At 34.1% G+C, this 22,976-nt stretch carries 20 protein-coding genes (1 of these 20 cut by a window edge); 3 read left to right on the plus strand and 17 right to left on the minus strand.

Translation table 11 applies throughout. The features are described 5' to 3' along the window. The 4 genes in view from QYS47_RS16195 to rpmH are tightly spaced (at most 21 nt apart) and all read right to left on the minus strand, a layout consistent with a single transcriptional unit that may run on beyond the window. Positions 1 to 539 carry the 5' portion of a sulfite exporter TauE/SafE family protein gene (locus tag QYS47_RS16195; protein ID WP_302122807.1) on the minus strand. 274 nt of this gene lie to the left of the window's left edge, so the window shows 539 of its 813 coding nt (coding positions 1–539); its start codon is at positions 537 to 539; its stop codon lies beyond the left edge, outside the window. Continuing rightward, entirely contained in the window at positions 539 to 2,200 is a 1,662-nt protein-coding gene (locus tag QYS47_RS16200; protein WP_322347132.1) for a S41 family peptidase, read from the minus strand. The genes QYS47_RS16195 and QYS47_RS16200 overlap by 1 nt, the downstream gene beginning before the upstream one ends. Before the next feature lie 12 nt (positions 2,201 to 2,212). Continuing rightward, positions 2,213 to 2,611 carry a ribonuclease P protein component gene (gene rnpA, locus QYS47_RS16205; protein ID WP_302122805.1) on the minus strand — a complete coding sequence of 133 codons (399 nt, stop codon included), beginning with the start codon at positions 2,609 to 2,611 and terminating at the stop codon, positions 2,213 to 2,215. A gap of 21 nt (positions 2,612 to 2,632) precedes the next feature. Next, positions 2,633 to 2,794 carry a 50S ribosomal protein L34 gene (gene rpmH, locus QYS47_RS16210; protein ID WP_308355707.1) on the minus strand — a complete coding sequence of 54 codons (162 nt, stop codon included), beginning with the start codon at positions 2,792 to 2,794 and terminating at the stop codon, positions 2,633 to 2,635. 175 nt (positions 2,795 to 2,969) lie between these two features. Between rpmH and QYS47_RS16215 the strand changes: the two genes are divergently transcribed. Continuing rightward, complete coding sequence (locus QYS47_RS16215) at positions 2,970 to 4,670, plus strand: M61 family metallopeptidase (RefSeq protein ID WP_322347133.1); 1,701 nt, start codon at positions 2,970 to 2,972, stop codon at positions 4,668 to 4,670. Positions 4,671 to 4,892: 222 nt separating this feature from the next. Here QYS47_RS16215 and QYS47_RS16220 read toward each other — a convergent pair whose 3' ends face one another. The 11 genes from QYS47_RS16220 to QYS47_RS16270 form a co-directional block, all read right to left on the minus strand. Continuing rightward, positions 4,893 to 5,678: a M48 family metallopeptidase gene (locus QYS47_RS16220; RefSeq protein ID WP_322347134.1), complete on the minus strand. Its 786-nt coding sequence runs from the start codon at positions 5,676 to 5,678 to the stop codon at positions 4,893 to 4,895. Position 5,679: 1 nt separating this feature from the next. Continuing rightward, complete coding sequence (locus QYS47_RS16225; protein ID WP_322347135.1) at positions 5,680 to 6,168, minus strand: DUF4870 domain-containing protein; 489 nt, start codon at positions 6,166 to 6,168, stop codon at positions 5,680 to 5,682. A 1-nt stretch (position 6,169) separates the two neighbouring features. Then, positions 6,170 to 6,763 (minus strand): DUF4389 domain-containing protein, encoded by a 594-nt coding sequence (locus QYS47_RS16230; RefSeq protein ID WP_322347136.1) that lies wholly within the window; start codon positions 6,761 to 6,763, stop codon positions 6,170 to 6,172. 168 nt (positions 6,764 to 6,931) lie between these two features. Further along, positions 6,932 to 8,734 carry an acyl-CoA dehydrogenase family protein gene (locus QYS47_RS16235; protein WP_322347137.1) on the minus strand — a complete coding sequence of 601 codons (1,803 nt, stop codon included), beginning with the start codon at positions 8,732 to 8,734 and terminating at the stop codon, positions 6,932 to 6,934. Between the two features lie 126 nt (positions 8,735 to 8,860). After that, on the minus strand, positions 8,861 to 10,030 hold the full coding sequence (locus tag QYS47_RS16240; RefSeq protein ID WP_322347138.1) for a thiolase family protein: 1,170 nt from the start codon (positions 10,028 to 10,030) through the stop codon (positions 8,861 to 8,863). Positions 10,031 to 10,071: 41 nt separating this feature from the next. Beyond that, the gene (locus QYS47_RS16245; RefSeq protein WP_322347139.1) at positions 10,072 to 10,431 is read right to left on the minus strand and encodes a four helix bundle protein; all 360 of its coding nucleotides are present in this window, start codon (positions 10,429 to 10,431) and stop codon (positions 10,072 to 10,074) included. A 43-nt stretch (positions 10,432 to 10,474) separates the two neighbouring features. Beyond that, positions 10,475 to 12,877 carry a 3-hydroxyacyl-CoA dehydrogenase/enoyl-CoA hydratase family protein gene (locus QYS47_RS16250; protein ID WP_322347140.1) on the minus strand — a complete coding sequence of 801 codons (2,403 nt, stop codon included), beginning with the start codon at positions 12,875 to 12,877 and terminating at the stop codon, positions 10,475 to 10,477. Between the two features lie 28 nt (positions 12,878 to 12,905). Then, entirely contained in the window at positions 12,906 to 13,361 is a 456-nt protein-coding gene (locus QYS47_RS16255) for a MarR family winged helix-turn-helix transcriptional regulator (RefSeq protein WP_322347141.1), read from the minus strand. Positions 13,362 to 13,622: 261 nt separating this feature from the next. After that, on the minus strand, positions 13,623 to 14,258 hold the full coding sequence (locus QYS47_RS16260; RefSeq protein WP_322347142.1) for a hypothetical protein: 636 nt from the start codon (positions 14,256 to 14,258) through the stop codon (positions 13,623 to 13,625). A 105-nt stretch (positions 14,259 to 14,363) separates the two neighbouring features. Then, entirely contained in the window at positions 14,364 to 15,611 is a 1,248-nt protein-coding gene (locus QYS47_RS16265; protein ID WP_322347143.1) for a DUF819 family protein, read from the minus strand. Further along, a complete protein-coding gene (locus QYS47_RS16270; RefSeq protein WP_322347144.1) occupies positions 15,611 to 16,243 on the minus strand; it encodes an NUDIX hydrolase in 633 nt (210 codons plus the stop codon). Before QYS47_RS16270 ends, QYS47_RS16265 begins: the two co-directional genes overlap by 1 nt. Positions 16,244 to 16,553: 310 nt before the next feature. On the opposite strand from QYS47_RS16270, the gene QYS47_RS16275 reads away from it, so the two are divergent. Together QYS47_RS16275 and QYS47_RS16280 are read left to right on the plus strand one after the other, a co-directional pair. After that, positions 16,554 to 20,897, plus strand: a complete 4,344-nt coding sequence (locus QYS47_RS16275; protein ID WP_322347145.1) for a BspA family leucine-rich repeat surface protein — start codon at positions 16,554 to 16,556, stop codon at positions 20,895 to 20,897. A 5-nt stretch (positions 20,898 to 20,902) separates the two neighbouring features. Next, positions 20,903 to 21,814, plus strand: coding sequence for a PorP/SprF family type IX secretion system membrane protein (locus QYS47_RS16280; protein WP_322347146.1), 912 nt, complete (start codon positions 20,903 to 20,905; stop codon positions 21,812 to 21,814). A gap of 56 nt (positions 21,815 to 21,870) precedes the next feature. Here the strand turns inward: QYS47_RS16280 and QYS47_RS16285 are convergent, their stop codons facing one another. Together QYS47_RS16285 and QYS47_RS16290 are read right to left on the minus strand one after the other, a co-directional pair. Then, on the minus strand, positions 21,871 to 22,476 hold the full coding sequence (locus QYS47_RS16285; RefSeq protein ID WP_302122782.1) for a superoxide dismutase: 606 nt from the start codon (positions 22,474 to 22,476) through the stop codon (positions 21,871 to 21,873). A gap of 40 nt (positions 22,477 to 22,516) precedes the next feature. Then, entirely contained in the window at positions 22,517 to 22,969 is a 453-nt protein-coding gene (locus tag QYS47_RS16290; protein ID WP_302102221.1) for a nucleoside deaminase, read from the minus strand. Positions 22,970 to 22,976 lie beyond the last annotated feature (7 nt).

Below are 22,976 nucleotides of genomic sequence, written 5' to 3' on the forward strand. Positions count from 1 at the left end.
ACTCCCATCTTAAACCCTTGATTCAAAAAAGGAATAATTATAACTCCACCTCCTAAGCCTGTTAAAGACGCAGCCAAACCTGCAGAAAGTCCTGTTAAGGATAGCAATGAATAATTGCTGGAATTTCTTTCCTTAAATTGATTTTGCTTTTTCGCATTGAATAAGGTTGAGAAAAGCATACCCCCTAAAAGAAATATTACCACAACATTGAATACTTCCCTTGAATAGAAAGGAGTATTTACAATAAAAAACAAGGACAGCAAGCCCGCAATTATTGAAAATATACTAATGGGTAAAATCTGTTTTGGATAAAATTCACCGTGTTTTATATGATTGGAAGTAGAAAACAAGGCCGCAAAGAATGTCCCGAAAAGAGAATTAGCAATTGTAAACTGAGCGATTTCCTGATCAGGAATACCTATATAATTAAAAGCAATTGGTAGAATTAGTATGTATACAATTCCTCCACCTACACCGAGTAAACCTGAAATTAAACCTCCAATTAAACCAGCTAAAAATAATAGGAAATAAAAGTCCATTAATTTTCAACCTCTAGAAGACCCTGATATTTATTTGAATTATTAAGCAATTGAATGGCTGCTTCTACCTCTTCATCATTCTCAAAGGATGATTCAATCATTCCTTGTCGTTTATGATAACGTGAAATAATTTCTTCTTTCAATGCCTTTTTAATTTCAGAACTAAAAACTTTTAAATCCTCCTTTTTATGTTCTTGTATATCCGTTTCTAAAGCCCTGATTTCCTTTTCAAGAAATTCTAAATATTTATCAGAGTCAGCAGTTTCTTTTAACTTATTAATGGCTCTTTCAGTAGCCGTAATATAACTGTAATCTTTAGTTGATACCCAATCTATAAATTGAGTATACAAATTATCTGTAATAGCGAAGGATTTAGGATCTGGAACACTTTCTTCATTATTATAGAAGTATTCAGTGGCGAAATCAAAGATAAAACCCTTTTTGATTAATTGAATGGTTATAGGCGCTAAGCCTTTATTCTCAACTTTAAACTCTGGAGATACTCCTCCTCCATCATAAACAACTCTACCAGCTCTTGTTTTAAATTCCGTTTTTAATGAATCTGGAATTTTTTCAATGCTTCCATCTTCATTTCTGTGGCTATAATCTATGGCTTGTATACATCTTCCGCTTGGAATATAATATTTTGCGGTTGTTATTTTCAATTGGCTATTATAACTCAATGGCCTGGTTGCTTGCACTAAACCTTTCCCGAAACTTCTTTGTCCCACCAATACTCCTCTGTCATAATCTTGAATAGTTCCAGCTACAATTTCTGAAGCGGAAGCACTATTATTGCTTATTAGGACTGCAAGCGGAATATTAATATCAACTGGATTTTTATTGGCAGTATAGGTTTTATTCCATTCTTCAATTTTACCTTTAGTGCTCACTACTTCTAAACCTTTTGGGATAAATACATTAGAGACTTCAATTGACTCATTCAAAAGTCCTCCTGGATTCCCTCTTAAATCTAGGATTACTTTTTTAGCACCTTTTCCTTTTAGTTCTACTAAAGCAGCCCGAACTGAAGCACCTGCACCGCTAGAAAATTCAGTTAAACGTATATAAGCAATATCATTTTCAATTATACCATAATACGGAACACTCTCAATATTAATTCTCTGTCTTTCTACGGTAAAAGAAAGTGGTCTTTTTTCACCGCTTCTTTTTACTTTTACCTCAACTTGAGTTCCAATTTGCCCTTTAAGTAGCTTATTAATTTCATCTGTTGAATAATCTGAGATTGGATTTCCGTCAACTTCCAATAATTCATCCCCAATATTAACTCCTGCTGTTTCCGCTGGAGCCCCTTCGAAAACCATCATCACAACATTTCTTCCTTCAATCTTTCCAAGAGTTGTTCCAATGCCACCATATTGACCAGTTGACATTATTCTGTAATCTTCAATTTTATCTTCAGGAATGAAATTGGTGTAGGGATCAAGAGATTGAAGCATGGCCTCAATTCCAATCTCTATAATATCAGTTGGATTGATTTCATCGACATAATAGGTGTTTAGTTCCTTATATAGAGTAGTAAAAACGTCTAAGTTTTTGATGATTTCAAAATACCTGTCATTTTTCTGTATTTGAAAAGATGCTAAAAATACTAAAGCCGCCACAGCAATAGCAATAAAAGATTTATTGGTTAACTTCATATAAAAGATGCTTTACTTCAATTCTTGTGACAAACGCTCCAAAGTCTTTTTTAGTTTTTTAGCTAAAGTTAGAGTAGGCATTTTTTTGTCTGAAGTGTAAATATAAGCAATCCTTAAATTTTTATTAAGCAAATCAGGAGCAATCAAAGATTTGTTTTGCCGGTAAGCTTCTCTGATTTGTCTTTTAATAAAATTTCGATCAGGGGCTTTTTTAAATTTCCTTTTGGGGACGGAAATTAAAATTTGTTGAGGGCTATGTTTTTCAGTTAACTTCTGCGTTAGGTATAAAACCTTAAATGGGTATAAATAAAAAGAGGAGCCCTTTTCAAAAAGCTCCTTAATATCATTTCTATGATGTAAGCGCTCAGTTTTCTTAAAAGAAAAATCGTTATTGTCCGGAATTACAGACATGCGCCTTCCTGCATAGCAGAATTATTTTCTATGCTTGCTCTTTTCGTCTGAAACAGTCAATTTGTGACGTCCTTTCGCTCTTCTTCTTGCTAAAACGTTTCTACCATTAACAGATTCCATTCTAGCTCTGAATCCATGCTTGTTTTTTCTTTTCCTTTGAGAAGGCTGAAATGTACGTTTCATATCTTTATATTTTAATTATTTTCTTGTTCTGTAATAAGGGCTGCAAAGATAAGCAGTTAATTTGTTTCTGCAAAATAGTTTTTGAAAATACTAAGCGCATTACACTTTTTATATCTCCTTATAAATCATGAACTTTACTGCACAAATGTAATATGGTTTTTTAAATAAATCGATAATGATTGAATATAGATTATCTCAAAATCATCCTCAAGACCCATTTTTAAATATTGAAATTAAATTAAACACTAATTCAGATAAATTAAAACTGAAATTATCAAACTGGCGCCCAGGCAGATATCAATTAGGAAACTTCTCAAAATACTTAAGAGGATTTAAAGCATATGACTCAAATCATAAACCCCTCTCCTTTAAAAAAACTGATAAAAACAGCTGGGAGATAGAGTCTGATACCTATAGTTACATTATTCAATATCAAATCTATACTTCAATAATCGATGGTGGAAGCACATTTGTTGATGAAGAACATTGGTATTTGAATTTTATTAACTGTATGCTTTATGATGCAGATAACATGAATCAGCAGTATAAAGTATTGTTAGATATTCCAAGTGATTGGCAAATAGCTTGCGGGCTGCAAAAAGAAGGAACCACTTTAATTGCGGATAACTTTTATCAATTGGTGGATAGCCCTGCACTAGTTGGTGCAAGATTAAAACATTTAAAATACAGTATAGATAATTATAATTTCCATCTCTGGTTTAGGGGAGATTTTAAAATCGATGACGAAAGTAAAATTATAAAGGACTTCAAGAATTTCAGTCAGCATCAATTAGAAACTATGCAAGAATTTGAAAGCAAGGATTATCATTTCCTGTTTCAAATTTTACCTGAAAAAGCTTATCATGGAGTAGAGCATTTAAATAGTACATGCATTGTTTTAGGGCCCGCTAAAGAATTTAATAGTGATGAATTTTACTCGAATTTATTAGGAATTAGCTCTCATGAGCTATTTCATTATTGGAATATCATAAGAATAAGACCACAGGAGATGCATCCTTATGATTTTGATAAAGAAAATTACTTTACGACTGGATATGTTGCGGAAGGAGTAACCACTTATTATGGAGATTTATTTTTGATTCGAAGTGGAGTTAAAGATTTAGATTGGTATCAAAAAGAATTAAATAAATTATTTAAGAGACATTTTGAAAACTATGGCAGGTTCAATTATTCATTAGCTGAATCATCTTATGATTTATGGCTAGATGGATATGAAGCCGGAATTCCACATCGAAAAGTTTCTATTTATGTAAAGGGAGCACTGATTGCCTTAATTCTTGACTTAAGAATAATTTTAAAAAGTAAAGGTGAAAAATCATTAGATGATGTAATGAGATTACTATGGAATAATTATTACAAAAATGATCAAGGATATTCTGCTGAAGATTACCTTAAAACTGCTGAAGAAGTAATGGGGGAAGATTTATCACAATACTCTTATGATTACATAACGGGAACGAAACCGATTGAAGATGAATTGAATTCGCTATTATCAGAATTTGGTTTTGATTTAACTATAAAGAAAAATGAAAACCTACTGAGTCGATATTTTGGAATCAAAACAAATGAAGATAAAATACTTAATATAGCTCCAAAAAGTATTGCAGAAAAAAAATTAAGAATAGGAGATCAAATTATTTCAATTAACGGGATTAAGTTTGATGAAACTTCTGAGTTGTGGTTTGAGTCCGGAAATCCTGAATATGTAGTACAAGTTCTGAGAAATCAAAAAATCAAGGAAGTCTCTTTAAAAATTGAAGATGTCAATTACTTCAACAGTTATGTCATAGAGAGTCAAAAAGAAGTCTCTGATTATCAATTAGAGAACAGAAAGAAATGGCTTAATCTTGGTTAAATAATTGGGAGGGGCTAGAAAAGCGAAAGGCAGCTCCCCAGCTGCCTTTCTATTTCAACCAAAACCTTACAAAGTCATTGACTTGTATAAGATGTTATAAAAGTAGAGTCTTTTTTTTTACCCGTCAAGCCTATCAATATTTTTTTTATATATTTCTTGAAATTATTCTATAAACGGTCATTTTTTATAGATAAAGTACAAATAAATAATTTATTAGCCCATCTAATTTATTTTTGTCAGTTCTTTAAATTCTTTCCAATCTATATCAAATGGTTTTTCATAGGTTGAATCTCCCAGCTGTTTTGTAACATATTCAATTCTATCCTTTAATCCAGGATGAGAAGAAACCCATTTAAAAGCATCTGGAATATTCGCTTTAGATTGCTTTAATTTTAAGAAGAACTGAGTTAGCCTATTTGGATTTAATTCTGCAGCTTTTAAATATTTAACAGCATATTCATCTGCTTCTCTTTCCATTTTTCTACTAAATCCGCTACTCACTACCAATTTGCTTATTTCCTGTAATACAACAGGGTCACCTCCGGACATAATTAAGATTAAAGAATTTAACCCTAACTCCTTTATGAGATTCTTAATAACATGTCGATTTTCAGCATGCGCCAATTCATGTGCTAATACAGCAGCAAGCTCTTCAGCTGATTCAGTCTGTTCAATTAAAGCAGTAAAAATAAAAATCTGACCGTTAAAGGCTGTAAATGCATTTACTTGTTCTGATTTCAAAATATGAATATCATACTGATAACTTAATGAATCCATTCCAGTAGATAACCTATCCATTATAATATTTAGAGTTGAATCAACTGATTCATCTTCTATAGATTCATACTCTTTGAATATTTGATCATTAAAGAAATCAGCTATCTCATCCTCTTTCTGGAAAGATATTAATTCATTCTTCTCAGTAGTGGTAGAAAAATATGTAAAACCAGCCCAAATGGCTAGAGCAAAGATTAAGATAATTAATAAGTCTCTTAAATTCTTATTCATGCTATTTAGGAGGTTGGTTTACAATTCTATTTTGTTCAAAGGATTTCTTTTTAAAAACAGATTGATAAGAAAGTCTACCGAATAAAATAAAGTAATACATTTCTCCTTTTCTAGCTTTTACCGCACCTATCAGACTAAAAATTATGTATAATAAATTGGCAATTCCTACCAACCATAAATAGCCTTTAAACACATCCGTAAAGGGATAATCAAGAAAAATAATTCTTAAACCCCAAAATACAGCTACCGCATTCAATAATGAGGTAGGCAATTGACTTAATAAGGATTGCAAAGCATGAAAACGAACAAAGAGACTTTTACCTTTATTTATATAATAATATATAATGGCAGCAATTAAATTAAGAATTGGTAATGGAAGGCCTGCGCCTAATGCTGCAAACATCATTAGGTAAGCCCCCATTGCATCTTCTTTTTCCCTAATATCTATTTCATCAGGTTGCGGAATGCTTTGGTAATTATCTACAGTCATCTTATTGCATTGGTTTTCCGGTAAACGGAGGGTAAATATCAGTCATATATGACATATAAAGATTAACTCTGGTGCTCCATCTAAATGTACCTACAATAAACTCATGCCATGATTTCGGGTATTCTCCTGTGAAAAGCACTACCCACCATGCGACAAATGCTAATATTTGACACCAGATTAATCGAAAGAAAAGTATAAAGGCATGTGGAATAATAACATATATGGCGCCAAAAAATAATCTTAGTAATACCAACCCTCGACTGATCCTTTCTGGGTATTGAACCTGTATTTCTACATAAGGATCTTTTGCATCTAGACCAAATGGTGGATAATCATCAGCTAAATTAAATATACGAGCATTAACTCTTGTTTGCCATCTAATTAGTTGAACTTGGTATTCAAAAAAGCTTTCTGGATACCTTCCTGTGAATAAAATCACAAAGAATGAGATGATTTGTAAAACACCTCCCCAAATTCCAAGGAACATTAAAAGGAAAAAATGAGGTATTTGAATATATATCCATCCAAAGAAGGATCTTAATAATAATTCACCACGCGAATAGCGATCTTGGTGTTTAATCTGAAAAGTTAACATGTTCAATTAGGTTTTATGAGGCCTGAAATTGTGAAAATTTTAGATTAAATACAACTATTGGAGTAATTATAACTAATGTATTAATTACAAATAGAGAATATTGAAAGTATAAGAAAAAAGCCCGAATCAAATTCGAGCTTTTCATTTTAATTACTATTAATCTATTTCTTAAAATTCGTAAGCTTGTTTTTCTAAAACGTGATCAGCAACTGATCTTCTTACTTCTTTTAAGTTCATAGGCTCAATTTTACTAAAACGCTTCAGCCCTAACAACATCATTCGTTGCTCATCTCCTTCAGCGAAGGCAAAAATTGCCTCTTTACCTGCTCTATTAGCTACCTCTACAGCTCTATGCAGATATAATTTTGTCATATTGATTTGCTGCTCGCAAGCTTTTTCTCCTTTAATGCCAATTAACTTTTCGGTTCTTAATAAAGCAGATTCTGCTGTATATACTTCTATCAGCATATCGGCTAAGTTCATTAAGATTTCCTGTTCATGAGACAGCTTTTGCATATACTTTTGAACTGCAGCACCAGAAATCATTAAGCCAGCTTTCTTTAAGTTAGCTAATACTTTCTTTTCTTTTGCGAATAAAGTATCCTCTTCTTCAGCACCGAAATCAGGAATAGAAGTTAATTCTTTCTGAACATTCATGGCTGGAGTCATTAAATCAAGCTTACCCTTCATAGCTCTTTTCAATAACATATCAATAGTTAACATTCTATTGATTTCATTAGTACCCTCGAATATTCTATTAATACGAGCATCTCTGTAAGCTCTATCCATTGGAGCATCAGCAGAGAATCCCATACCGCCATAAATCTGTACTCCTTCATCTGCTACATAATCTAACACCTCTGATGCATGTACTTTCATAATTGCACATTCAATGGCAAATTCTTCTACAGATTTTAATTTAGCTTCTGCTTCATCCATACCATTAGCGATCATATCCTCATAAGCATCATCAATATTCTGACCTGCTCTGTAAGCTGCCGATTCAGAAGCATAGGTTCTTGCAGCCATTTCAGCTACTTTGTGTTTGATAGCGCCAAAGCTACCGATAGAAGTTCCAAACTGCTTTCTTTCATTAGCATATTGAGAAGCTTGAGCGATAATACCTTTTGAAGCACCAATTGCAGAAGCTCCTAATTTAATTCTCCCAATATTTAAGATATTAACGGCAATTTTAAAACCGTTTTCTCTTTCAGATAGCATGTTCTCAACTGGAACTTTGCAATCATTAAAGAATACCTGACGAGTAGAAGAACCTTTAATACCCATCTTAGCTTCTTCTTCATTCATAGTAACACCACCAAATTCTTTTTCAACTATGAAAGCTGATAAGTTTTTGTCATCATCAATTTTAGCAAAAACGATAAATACATCTGCAAAACCACCATTCGTGATCCACATTTTTTGACCATTAATGATATAGTGTTTTTTATCATCAGATAAAACTGCTTTCGTTTTCGCAGCATTAGCATCAGAACCAGAATCTGGCTCAGTTAGGCAGTATGATGCTTTCCACTCACCAGTTGCTAATTTTGGTAAGTATTTTTTCTTTTGCTCTTCAGTACCGTAATATAAAATTGGCAAAGTACCTATACCAGTATGTGCCGATAACGCAACAGCAAATGAATGCCCTGCTCCAATTACTTCTGCTACTAGCATTGAAGTATTGAAATCCATACCGAAACCTTCATATTCTTCAGGAACTGATGTACCTAAAAGACCTAATTCACCTGATTTATCCAATAACTTAGGCATTAATTCAGGATTCCCTTTTACGTCATCAATTTCATCTAATCTAGGATAGATTTCTTGTTCTAAGAAATCTTTACAAGTTTGAGCAATCATTTGCTGCTCTTCTGTCCACTCTTCTGGAGTGAATACTGCCTGAGCAGGAGTTTCTTCAATAAGAAAAGCTCCTCCTTTTGCTGTGAATTTTTTCTCTGTAGTACTCATAATATTAATGTTTAGTATTTGGTATCTGTAATGCTTTCTCCTTCATCATAGATGAAAAAGAAACACCAGAATAAATTTAATTTTGGATACTAGAATCTAGATTCTAGACTCTAGTATCATATTTTTTTACATCATTTCGTAAATGCCGGCAATACCTTGTCCACCACCAATACATGCTGTAACCATTCCGTATTTACCGTTAGTTCTCTTCAATTCATTTAAAACTTGAACTGAAAGTTTTGCACCAGAACATCCTAATGGGTGACCTAATGCAATAGCTCCACCATTTACATTTAATTTCGATTGATCTAAATCCAATTCTCTAATCACAGCTAATGATTGAGCTGCAAATGCTTCATTCAATTCAATTAAATCAATGTCGTTTAATTTTAAGCCTGCATTCTTTAGTGCTTTAGGCACAGCTTCAACTGGACCTATACCCATAATTCTTGGCTCAACACCTGCAACACCAAAACCTACCATTCTTGCGATAGGCTTAACATTTAATTCTTTCACCATTCTTTCTGACATCACCATGGTGAATGATGCACCATCATTAGTTGGTGAAGAATTACCAGCGGTAACTGAACCTCCTTGAGCAAATACCGGTCTTAGTTTTCCTAAAACTTCAGTACTTGTTCCAGCTCTAGGACCTTCATCTTTATCAACCGTAAAGTCTCTTGTTTTCTTTTTACCATTCTCAACATATGTTTCCTTTACATTAATAGGCACGATTTCATCATCGAATTTCCCCTCTTTTTGGGCCTGTAAAGCTTTCATGTGAGAATTATATGCAAACTCATCCTGATCTTCTCTTGAGATTTTCCATTGCTGTGCAATTTGCTCAGCTGTTAAACCCATTGAAGTATAATAATCAGGCGTTTCAGTTGCTATTTTATAATTCAAGGCTGTTTTATAACCCATAATTGGTACCATAGACATTGATTCTGTACCTCCAGCAATGATAATATCACCATAACCAGCCTGAATTTTTGAGGCTGCAATATTAATTGCTTCTAATCCAGATCCACAATATCTATTGATCACCATACCGGGCACTTCTTTTCCTAATGCTAATAAGGAAATCATTCTTCCCATTTGCATTCCTTGCTCCGCTTCTTGCACAGCATTACCTACGATAAGGTCATCTACCATTTTATTCTCAACGCCATCAACTTGAGAAACCAAGTGCTTGATGACATCAGAGGCTAGATCATCCGGGCGAGTAAACCGGAAACCTCCTTTTTTGGCTCTTGTTACAGCCGTTCTATATCCTGCTACTATATATGCGTCCATTTTTTTTATTTTTTAGATTTTTAGAATCTAGAACCTAGAGTCTAGACTTCTACATTCATTTTCTTAATAAAAGAATTAAGCATTTTCTGGACTTCATCTAAAATATCTTTAACATGATCAAAATTTCTTTCTGATAGAAAGCCCAGCTCTTTACTTAACAACAATTGAGTTTCTAGTTCAAAACTAGAACCGATAGATATTCTCAAGAACCTAGAAAAATCTTTGCTTGAATCTCTCGAAGATCCTTCAGCTATATTAGACGGTATAGAAACTGCACACCTTCTAATCTGAGATGTCAATCCAAATCTTTCCTCCGAGGGAAAAGTATTTGTGATTTGATAAACCGATAGAGACAGCTCCATTGATTTCTCCCAAATTTTAAGTTTTTTATAATTATGCATTTTCAATCTTTCATCTATTATCTAAACATCTAATATCTGTGTTCTAATTACGAAGTGGTTTACCTCCTTGTAAAACTGATTGAATTCTTTCGAGTGTTTTCTTCTCACCCAATAATGACAAGAATGCTTCTCTTTCTAAATCCAATAGGTATTGTTCAGAAACTTCTTGAGGATAAGATAAGTCTCCACCACACATCACATAAGCTAACTTATCAGCTATCTTTTGATCGTGTTCAGAAATATATCTTCCCATCTTCATTCCATTAACACCTGCCTTAAATAAAGCGATACCTGTTTTTCCTTGAACTTTGATATCTTCTCTTTGAACTGGCATTGTGTAGCCTGCATCTGCTAATCGAATAGCAGCTTGTTTAGCATCCGCTATCTGTCTGCTTCTATTTACACTAATTCCATCAGATGGTCTCAAGATCCCCATATCAATTGCCTCATGAGCAGAAGTTGCCACTTTTGCCATTGCAATATTCATATAAGCGTTTTGTAAAGCATTTAGCTCAACATCACCATCTTGGAATCTGTCTGCAACGCGAAGGGCATTTTCTTTAGTACCTCCACCACCAGGAATAACACCAACTCCAACTTCTACTAAACCAATATAAGTTTCAGCAGATGCCTGAATGTGGTCAGCGTGCATAGATAACTCGCAACCGCCACCTAAAGCCATATTATGAGGAGCCACTACTACTGGAACAGCAGAATAACGCGCACGCATCATAGTTTGCTGGAATTGACGAATCATGAAATCTAATTCATCATACTCTTGTTCAATGGCAAACATAAATACCATACCTAGGTTGGCCCCTAATGAGAAATTCGATCCTTCATTTGAGATTACAACCCCTCTGTATTTTTCTTCTGCCATTGAAATACCTTTATTGATGGCTTCAACAACGCCACCTCCTAAAGTATTTGATTTAGACCTGAATTCTACATTAATAATTCCATCCCCAAGATCAATGATTCCTGCTTCGGCATTACTCCATATTTCTTTTCCACTTTCTTTTAAGTTTTCAAGAATAATGAACTCTTCAGTACCAGGAATATTTACATATTTCTTGCTATCGATGTCATAATATTGTTTCTGACCTGCTTCTACTCTGTAGAAAGAATCAGCACCTGAATCTAGCATATCATAAACCCATTGATTTGGTTTATAACCTGCTTCTTCCATTTTCTCAACTGTTTTCTTAACACCAAGAGTATCCCAAGTTTCAAATGGACCAATTTCCCAACCAAATCCAGTACAAATTGCCTGATCAATTCTGTATAATTCGTCAGAAATTTCAGGAATACGGTTAGATGAATATTGGAATAAGCCATAGAATGAATCTCTGTAGAATTCACCTGCCTTATCTTTGCCACCTAAAAGAACTGGGAATCTATCTTTTAGATTTGAAACCTGCTTACTTGCTTCAAGTGTAGCAAATTTTGGTTTCGTTTTGGGCTTATATTCCATTGAATCTAAGTCTAAGGTTAAGATCTCAGTCTTACCATCTTTCTTAGTTTTTTTATAGAATCCTTGACCTGTCTTATCTCCTAACCACTTATTTTCTTCTAATTTCCCAATTACGTCTGGTAATTTGAATGTATCTCTAGATTCATCATTAGGTAGATTATCATATAAACCATTTGCTACCTTAATTAAAGTATCTAAACCTACAACATCAGAAGTTCTGAACGTAGCTGATTTTGGTCTACCGATTGCTGGTCCTGTTAATTTATCAATTTCATCAATGTTTAACCCAAGTTTTTGCATTGAATCTACCACTTTTAAGATAGCGTATATCCCTACTCGGTTAGCAATGAATGCTGGAGTATCTTTACATAATACAGTAGTCTTACCCAAATACAGATCTCCGTAATGCATTAAGAAATCTGTGATTGATTGATCCGTTTTAGGAGTTGGGATTATCTCTAATAATTTTAAGTAACGTGGTGGGTTAAAGAAGTGGGTTCCAATAAAGTGTTTCTGGAAGTCTTCACTTCTATCTTCCAACATCATATGAATAGGAATACCTGATGTATTAGAAGATATAATTGTACCCTTAGTTCTGTGTTTCTCTACATTTTCAAAAACCTGCTTTTTGATATCTAGACGCTCAACCACAGCTTCTAATACCCAATCGCAATCTTTAATTTTGTGCATATCATCATCGAAATTGCCTAATGTAATTCTTTTGGCAAAGTCTTTATGATATAGGGAAGCAGGTTTTCCTTTTAAAGTTGATTGAAAGGCATCGTTTACAATACGATTTCTCACCTGAGGATCTTCCTTAGTTAGGCCTTGTTTTTTTTCAGCATCCGTAAGTTCGAAAGGTACAATATCTAGTAAAAGCACCTCCACACCTATGTTAGCAAAATGGCAAGCAATCCTTGAACCCATGATGCCAGAACCTAAAACGGCTACTTTTCTAATGTTTCGTTTCATTTAGTCGTTGTGGTTTAAATTTTAAAAATTAATGAACTGATTCTTTATTTTTATATATGTCACTATTTTCAATAATGTCATTTACACTATTGATGACATCAAAAAAAACTTCCAATTTCTCCTGATCAATAGTTTTGATCACTTCCTCATTGAAAGTTTTTACCGTCTCTCTTGATATAGCTTTTTTCTCTATCCCTAAGTCTGTTAAGAATATTCTTACTGATCTTTTATCTTCAGGATCTGGCTTTTTATAAATTAAGCCTTTCTCCTCCATATTTTTAAGCATTCTGGTCAGACTTCTACTCTCTAACCCCATTAAGGGAGCTATTTTAGTAGCTGGAGTTCCTTCTTTGGTATTGATATTAAGTAATACAAACCCTATCGAAGTTGTAATTCCATGCTTTACCGCCTGTTGATTGTACATGCGCGAAATAGCATGCCAGGCCGCTTTTATGTTGTAGTCTATTGATTCTTCTCTTTTCATGGAATTCAAATATACAAAAATATAGTATGCATGCATACTATATTTTGAAAAAATATTTCTTTTGGTGAAAAAATTTATTCACAGAAGAATACTTCAGTAAAAACGAAATAGGAAACATAAAGGATGTGTTTATATCATATTAACTACAATCTGCTATTTCACGATCATCATAATTAAGAGTAGACAAAAAATGAAGAGTATTTAGTGTATTGTCATCTAGTTAGCAGATTGGTCATGATAATAATACTCCGTTAGAAGTATTTAATTTGGTGGTTGTTCAAACTTATCCGTAACTGGTTTATCATTTAAATTAAACCTATGGTTAATCCCTATGGTAATTGGAAAGGTGGTAAAGCTATCTAATGAAGAATTATTTTGAGAGTCAGAAATAACGCTTCTCCCCATTACACTCACAAACCAATCAAAATTATCGGTAATTCCTCTACCAAGCTTCAATCCATAATTAAAAGAAAGATTTGTGCTGGCCAATTCAGATATATCATCGAAAGTGATGGTACTAGCTCCCATACCTCCATGAGCGGATATTCTCCAATCCGTTTGCCCCTGATCTGTAAATAGGTATTCCACACCAGCCGAATAATGCCAAATCTGACTGTCATCAAAACCTAGTATGCCAGGAAGCAATTCAGTTGTTAGATCAGTCCTTAATATTAACCTTTCTCTGACAGAATAACCTAGTCTAGCTCCAACATTAAATCCAGTACTGACGCGATTTGCTAAACTGCCCGTTGGAAAAGAAGGACCTGCTCTCAACTCCACATTCCAAGGAAAAATAGGGTTTTCGCCCTGGGAAATTGCTTTAAATGAGTTGCTAACACTAAATAAAAAAACAATTGCCGAAATAGTAATTATTTTAGCTCTTGTAAAATAAATCATATAAAGTATTCTATTAAAAAAATGCTTAGTACTAATTAAAAACGAAGCTATAGAACATATGTTTCAAATTATTAATTATCAGCACTTTACGACTAATATCACATATCAACTAACGGAAGCCGCTTGCAATAATAATCCACAGATATAAGCTGCATAAGTACCTAAAACATAACCTAGCACGGCTAATAAAACACCAACCGGGGCTAAACTTGGGTGAAAAGCACCTGCTACAATGGGGGCTGAAGCTGCACCACCCACATTGGCTTGACTACCAACGGCTACAAAAAAGAATGGCGCCTTTATTAATTTAGCTATCAATAGAAGGACTATTACATGAATAGACATCCAAATAGCGCCCACAATAAAAAATCCTGGATTATCAAATATTTCAGTAACATCCATAAGCATTCCAATAGAGGCCACTAATATGTAAATCATAACACTTCCTAACCTTGACGCTCCTACTCCTTCTAATTTCCTAGCTTTTGTGAATGAAAGCATTAAACCTATGGTCGTGGCAATTATTACAATCCAGAAAAATGATGACGTTAAACTAAACTTATCTAACTGAGGGGCATTTTCTGCTATCCATGGCGCTATAAGATCTGCCCCAAAATGAGCTATCGCTGTAGCCCCAAAGCCTACCGCTAGAACGGTAACTACCTCATGCAAATGAGGAATTTTCATAATAGAGGCTTGATATTTCTCAATTCCCACTTTCACTTCCTCAATCGCAGAGGCATCTGCTTTTAATTTTTTATCTAGTTTTTTTGAAATTCCGACACCATATAATAAGAAGGCCATCCAAATATTAGCTATAATAACATCCACAGTTACCATAGTGGCAAAGAGATCTTCGCTTGCTCCGAAAGTTTCAAACATAGCTGCCTGATTAGCACCTCCACCGATCCAACTTCCTGCAATAGTGGCCATTCCTCTCCATACTGCATCTGGACCAACTCCTCCTACAACATCAGGAGCAAATGATGAAACTATTAGGATTGCTATTGGTCCTCCAATTACAATACCTAAGGTGCCGGCCAAAAACATAACCACAGCTTTAGTTCCTAAACTTGAGATCGCTTTTAAATCAACCGATAAGGTTAATAATACTAATGATGTGGGTAATAGATATCGAGATGCCACAAAATAGAGATTAGAATCTTCACCGGATACTATACCGAATGTATTTAATAAAGAAGGTAGGAAATAACATAATAAAACAGAAGGTACGAAGCGGTAGAATTTTTTCCATCCTTCCTTTTTACTTGATGCAGTAACAAATACGAATGCTAAAATGATAAATAATAATCCTAAAGTAACGGCATCATTAGTAATTAAAGGCTTCTCCATTATTTATAATGTTCTTTTAAAATTTCAACAAATTCACTGAGGATCATAGCAGTTGCTCCCCACACAACTTTTTCATCAATATCAAAAAAAGGAGCTTTCAATCTAACTTCCTTTGCGACCGTTAATTCCTTCTCTTGTATGGTTTGAGGATGGATTAAATGTTCCAATTCTGCTTGAAAAATATGTTCGACTTCTCGAGGATCTCTTGAAAATTCTGGTTTTTCATTTAAGATGCTAATGACAGGCTTTACAATAAAGTTACTAGCTGTCACATTCAAGTCAGATAAACTACCGATTACTTGCTGATCGGATATTTTTACTCCAATTTCCTCATAAGTTTCTCTAATAGCTGTTTCGATCAATGTTTGATCAGAATCTTCCTTTTTCCCACCTGGCAAACTCACTTGTCCACCATGCACCCCCTGATACGGTGGTCGTTTCATTAAAGGGAAATAAACCTTATTATCAAAAGGATATAAAGCGATCATGACTGCCCCTTTTTTTGGCGGTTCACTATACTTCATTTTAAAACGCTGCCCTATTGGCTTTGCCATCATTTGCTGATGAGCATTATCACCAGGTAGAGCTTTTAATAATCGTTCAGTAAGAAAATCTTTTAAATCTGCTATCATGAATAATCAACAATTATACAAAACATATTAAAGCTTTCATTAAAAACTTTCGAACTATCACGAAAGCTCAATAATTTTTTACTTTTCAACTCAACTAAATTTCTAACTCTTGTTCTTAGAAAAATATCATTATAAAATGATCCTTTTAAATAATTTTTGGGGTAATAGTATTTAAAGTACTATTTAGTTCATGATAAAACGAAGAAAAAAGTTAACATAAGTTCTTATAAATCAATTTTTTATAATGTTTTTATTTACAATAGTATTCTTATTTTTCTATCTTTATAATTGACCTTGAAATTAATTACCCATGAAAAAATGGCTACTCTTTTTTTTATTCATAGGTGTAGGGTTTATTTATTCCTCCACTTCTTTTAGTCAAAATCCATTTGTGACTACTTGGCAAACTACGGATGGTACTATAACTATACCAATAATTTCTATTGATAGTTTAACTTACAATTATGATATAGAATGGACTAACCTAACAAACCCTGGGGAAGGTGATGGCTCTGATGCAGGAGTTTCTACATCATATACCATTTCAGGCTTAAATAATGATGATACTTATGAAATCAGTATTTCTGGTGCATTTCCAGCAATTTACTTTCTGGGCGATACAGATGAAGCTCCAAAAATTCAGACCATAGAACAATGGGGAGATATTCAATGGGAGACAATGTATTTTGCATTTTGGGCTTGTAGCAATTTAACTTCTAATGCAACAGACGCACCTGACTTAAGCTTAGTTAAAAGTATGTACGCCACTTTTGGATTAGCCACTTCTTTTAATAGTGATTTAAATAATTGGGATGTAAGCACTATAGAAAATATGTTAGGAACATTCTTTCAAGCTACCTCATTCAACGGCAATATTAGTAACTGGTCAACTTTCAATGTAACCACTATGCGACAAATGTTTGAGGGCGCTACTTCTTTTAATCAAAATTTAAATGGTTGGAGCGTTAGTTCTGTAACAAATATGAACAGCATGTTTCAAAATGCCTCTGCTTTCAATAGTCCTTTAGATTTTTGGTTTCCTTTTCAGGTTACTGATATGACCGAAATGTTCTCAGGAGCAAGTTCATTTGATCAGTCCTTAGGTGATTGGAGTATTAGAGATGTTACCTCTATGTCTGGTATGCTAGATAACTCTGGCTTATCAAAAGTAAATTATGATGCAAACTTAAGAGGTTGGGAATCCTTTTTCAATACTCCCACTGGAATTACACTCGGAGCAGCAGGGTTAAGCTATTGTAATGGAGCAGATGCCAGAACCACACTAACTGGAACTACCTACAGCTGGACTATAAATGGAGATGCATTAGACTGCCAAGCATTTGTTACACGATGGCAAACAGATAATGGTCAAATAACCATCCCTACAAGCAATTCAGAAACATACTTCTATGATGTTAGCTGGAGAAATATTACGAATCCTGGTGTAGGAGAGGGATCTACATTAGGTTTAACCAGCAGATATACAATCACAGGGCTTAATAATGGAGATATTTATGAAGTTTCTATTACAGGAGATTTCCCAAAAATATATTTTCTTGATTTTAATATATCTGTAGCTGATAGAGGGAAAATAATTAGCATAGAACAATGGGGAGATCAGGAATGGACGGATTTGAGTTACTCATTTTACAACTGCATAAATTTAACTTCAAATATTTCAGACACTCCCTTACTACAAAATGTAAGCCTCGCATATAATATGTTTGATGGTGCAACATCTTTTGATGGTGATTTATCCAACTGGGATGTGAGTACTTTCCAAGATGTAAGTAGTATGTTTCGAAATGCCAGCTCCTTTAACGGGAATATTCAAAATTGGGATGTGAGCAATATAACAGACATGAATGCTATGTTTTCTGGTGCCACTAGTTTTAATCAAAATATAGATGGATGGGAAGTGAGTAATGTAACCAATATGGGATCGATGTTTCAAAACGCTACTTCATTTAATCAGAATTTAAATTCATGGGACGTTAACAATGTCACTTTCATGGATAATATGTTTTCTGGAGCCACCTCATTTAATGGTAACATTAGTAATTGGAGTGTTAGCAGGGTAACATCAATGGATAGAATGTTTAGTGATGCCACTACTTTTTCAGGAAACCTTAGTAGATGGAATGTAGGAAATTGCGAGAGCATGAGGCTGATGTTTAACAATGCAAGTTCCTTTGTTAGTGACTTGAGTAATTGGGATGTTAGAAATGTCACCAATATGGTGGAAATGTTTAAGGGAGCTACAAACTTTAATAGCGACCTAAGTGATTGGGATATCTCTCAAGTAACCAACCTAGGAGGGATGTTTTGGGATGCTTCTACTTTTAATCAGAATTTAGCGAGTTGGGACATCAGTTCAGTTGCTGCATTTGAAGAAGAAAGATCAGGAGTTATTGGAATTGATTCAATATTTACGAATAGCGCATTGAGTACTATAAACTACGACTCAACTGTTATCGGATGGGCTACTTTGTCAGAAAACGAAACTTTAATACCAAATGATTTAAATTTGGGTGCCCATAATATTAGCTACTGTTTTTCTGAGCAAGAACGCTCTCAATTAATAAACACTCACAACTGGTTAATTGATGATGCAGGAGCAGGGTGTCCTACTCCTACTATTCAAGCATCTAACATTACTTTTTCAAATGTTTCAACTAATCAATTGAATGTATCATGGGAAAATGGAGATGGATCTGGCAGAATTGTAATAGTAAAACAAAATCAAGCTGTAGATTTTACCCCTACAAATCTTACGAGTTATTCGGGTAATAATGATTTTTCTAACTCCACCGATATAGGCAATAATAATTATGTTGTTTATGTGGGTCAAGGAAATAGTTTTACACTTACTGGATTATCCGAAGGTACAAGCTATCATTTCCAAATATTCGAATATAATGGTGATAATGGATTAGAGGTTTATAATACTGATACTTCAACTGGAAATCCAGAATCTGTTGTCACATTATCTACTCCTAGCATAACTGAGTTTCAGCCTTCATCAGGTGCAATTGGTGATACCATAACCATTTCAGGAAGTGGGTTTAGTAATGCAAGTCAAGTTAGCTTTGGTGGTACTAATGCTAATTCTTTTACAGTAGAATCAGATAATTCAATTTTGGCAATTTTAGCCAATGGTGCTTCGGGTGAAATATCAATTACGTCACCAGCGGGTACTGCTTCAATGCCAGGATTCGAATTCATTCCAGCTCCTTTGATCGAATCATTCAATCCTGATACTGGTACTAATGGCGATACGATTACCATATTGGGCTTTAATTTTGATAATGCAAGCATCGTTAGCTTTGGTGGAATTAATACTAATTCTTTTACGGTAATTTCAAGTACTGAAATCCAAGCCCTTTTAGGAAATGTCGCTCCTGGTAATGTAAGCATTACTACCCCTGGTGGAACTGCAACAAAATCAGGATTTAAAATTATTCCTGCTCCTATTATTACCTCATTTAGTCCAACATTCGCTTCACCAGGGGATACTATCACAATCAATGGATTGAACTTTTCAAATACCAGTTCAGTAAGTTTTGGAGGGATAAATGCAGCATCCTTTGAAGTGATTTCAGATGCTGAAATAATTGCTATTGTGGGTAACGTATCACCTGGAAATGTAATCGTAACCACTCCTGGAGGATCAGCAACAAAAGAAGGTTTTACTACAGCATATTCACAAATCACCTTGTTTGAGGAAAAAAACATTGCTATTACCAGCAATCAAACAGCAACTGTTGATATTGGTTCTGCTGTGGAAGGGGAGCAAATTCAAAAACCATTTATCATCAATAATAATGGAAACGATGATTTAATAATTACAGGTATCACTTCTTCAAATTCTGTTTTCGAAATATTAAATGCACCTGATACCATTTTAGCAGGGACAGCCACCCAGTTTTCTATTCAATTCTCAGCCTCTGAAATTGATGATTATAATGGTGAAATTCTTATTGAAAATAACAGTTTTAACGAACCTCAATTTTCATTCAATGTAAGTGCAGAGTTAACGGAATTAAATATTATAGATAATGAGACTGATTCCATCATTATTTCAAATCAAGACATCAATTTAGGTACCACATTAATTAATGTAGACATTGACAAAAATTTTGAAATAGAAAATTTAAGCGCAAAAGCTACCATAAGTATACTTAGTATTACGGTTGATAATCCGGTGTTTCAAATTATCAATATACCTACATCAATTGCTCCCTTAAATTCAGAGCAGTTTACTGTAAGGTTAAACGCAAATGAGGTAGGCGAGTATTCTGGACTAGTAAATGTGAATACAAATTTGAAAAGTTTCACATTCCGTGTAAATGGTATAGTAGTTAATGAAATAAGTCGAGAAATAAAAGTCTACAATGTAGTAACTCCAAACGGAGATGGCCGACATGATTTTCTTCAAATCGATAATATCGCTGAATATCCGAATAATAAAGTTAGCATCTTCAACCGCTTAGGAAACAAGGTGTTCGAGATTGATCAGTACAATAATAGTTCGAATATTTTTGAAGGCACCTCTAGTAATGGGGAAGAATTGATAAGTGGGAATTACTATTATGTGATTGATAAAGGGAATGGAGAAAAAAGAATTAGTGGTTTCATTTTAATTAAAAGATGATCAACATGAAAAAGGCAATAAAACTTATACTTCTAGTCCTCATCCCGTTTTGTTTACAAGCACAAAATGATCCATTATACAATCAATATTTCTTTAACCAGGCAATTATCAACCCGGCATATACAGGTGTTAATAATGTTTTAAATGCAACAGCACTAAGCCGAACCCAATGGGCTGGTGTAGAAGGAGCCCCCATTACCAATACTTTAAATGTTACAAATTCCTTTCTTAAGAATAAAATTGGAGTAGGCGCAAACCTTATTTTCGATCGCTTCGGAATCAATAATAATACTGAATTTAGCCTAATGTACTCTTATAAAATCATTACGCCACTAGGCAACGTGTTTTCTATGGGACTTCAAGCGGGTCTCGTGAATTATAATTATGACTACAATAGATTAAATTTACAATATTTAGACGATACCATTTTAAATGATGCTCAACCTAGTGTTACAAAAGAGAATTTTGGTTTCGGCTTCTGGTATATGAGTAAAAACTATTATATAGGCTTATCAGTACCTCGACTGTTAGATGTTAGAGTAAATGATGGGGGATCTCAAAGCACTCGATATCGTAGGCATTATTATCTAAGTGGTGGATATGTATTTGACCAACTCTTCTCGTTTAAATTTAAACCCTCTATTTTAGTGATGTATGTTGATAATGAAAATTATGCAGTTGACATCAATACCTCATTTCTTTTGAATGAGGCGATATGGTTAGGAGCTTCAATTCGAAACTTCTCAGCTTTAGGTTTAAACACTCAGTTAAAAATCGATGAATCCATTAAATTCGGCTATGCTTTTGAACTTCCTATTAACAATACAGCTTTAACAGGATTAGGTACGCATTCATTGATGATTTCGCTTGATTTAGCATTATTCGAAAGACATGCTTTAGGCAGAAGATATTTCTAAAATAAAAAAGGCCACACTTAAAAGTGTAGCCTTACATTATTTAACTCAGGTAATTATTACTTACCTGCTTCGTATCTCTTAGAAACCTCTTCCCAGTTGATTACATTAAAGAAAGCTGAAATGTAATCAGGACGTCTGTTTTGGTAGTTTAAGTAATAAGCGTGTTCCCAAACATCTAATCCTAAGATTGGAGTTCCACCGCAACCTACATTAGGCATGATTGGATTATCTTGATTGGCTGAAGAACAAACCTCAACTTTTCCACCTTTGTGAACGCATAACCAAGCCCATCCAGAACCGAAACGTGTTGCAGCAGCGTTTGAAAATTCTTCCTTAAATTTATCATATGAACCATAAGCATCATTAATAGCATCAGCTAAAGCACCTGAAGGTTCACCTCCACCATTTGGAGACATTACTGTCCAAAATAATGAATGATTATAATGACCACCGCCATTATTTCTAACTGCAGTATTATCACTATTTTCTTTTAATAAATCTTCTAATGATTTTCCTGCCATATCAGTACCTTCAACGGCAGCATTTAATTTCGTAACGTATCCATTATGGTGCTTACCATGGTGTATCTCCATAGTTTTAGCATCAATATTTGGTTCTAAAGCATCTTTAGCATATGGTAATGCTGGTAATTCAAAAGCCATGATATTTATTTATTATTGGTTAAACATTTATTAAAAAATTCTACTTACTACGTAATTTAGCAAAAAACTCATCCAAGAGCTTTTTGCTATCGTTTGCCAATAGGCCGCTTTTAACAGTTGTCTTCGGATGAATCATATTAGGATTAATTTTATTGTAACCTCTTTTCTCATCAGACAAAGCATAAACCAAGTGATCAATTTGTGACCAATTTAAAGCACCAGCACACATACCACAAGGTTCCAAGCTCACATAAAGACTGCAATCCTTAAGATATTTTCCACCAAGATGATTTGCAGCAGAGGTAATGGCAATCATTTCTGCATGAGCCGTTACATCATTCAACCTTTCAGTTTGGTTATACGCTTTCGCAATAATTTTCTTTTGACAAACAACTACAGCACCCACAGGTATTTCACCTTCCTCAAAAGCAATTTCTGCTTGTCGGATGGCTTCCCTCATAAAGTGCTCGTCAGAATTAACGGTCAGTTCCATTTTATGT

The sequence above is a fragment of the Marivirga arenosa genome (assembly GCF_030503875.2).
In the GTDB taxonomy this organism is placed as follows: Bacteria; Bacteroidota; Bacteroidia; order Cytophagales; family Cyclobacteriaceae; genus Marivirga; species Marivirga arenosa.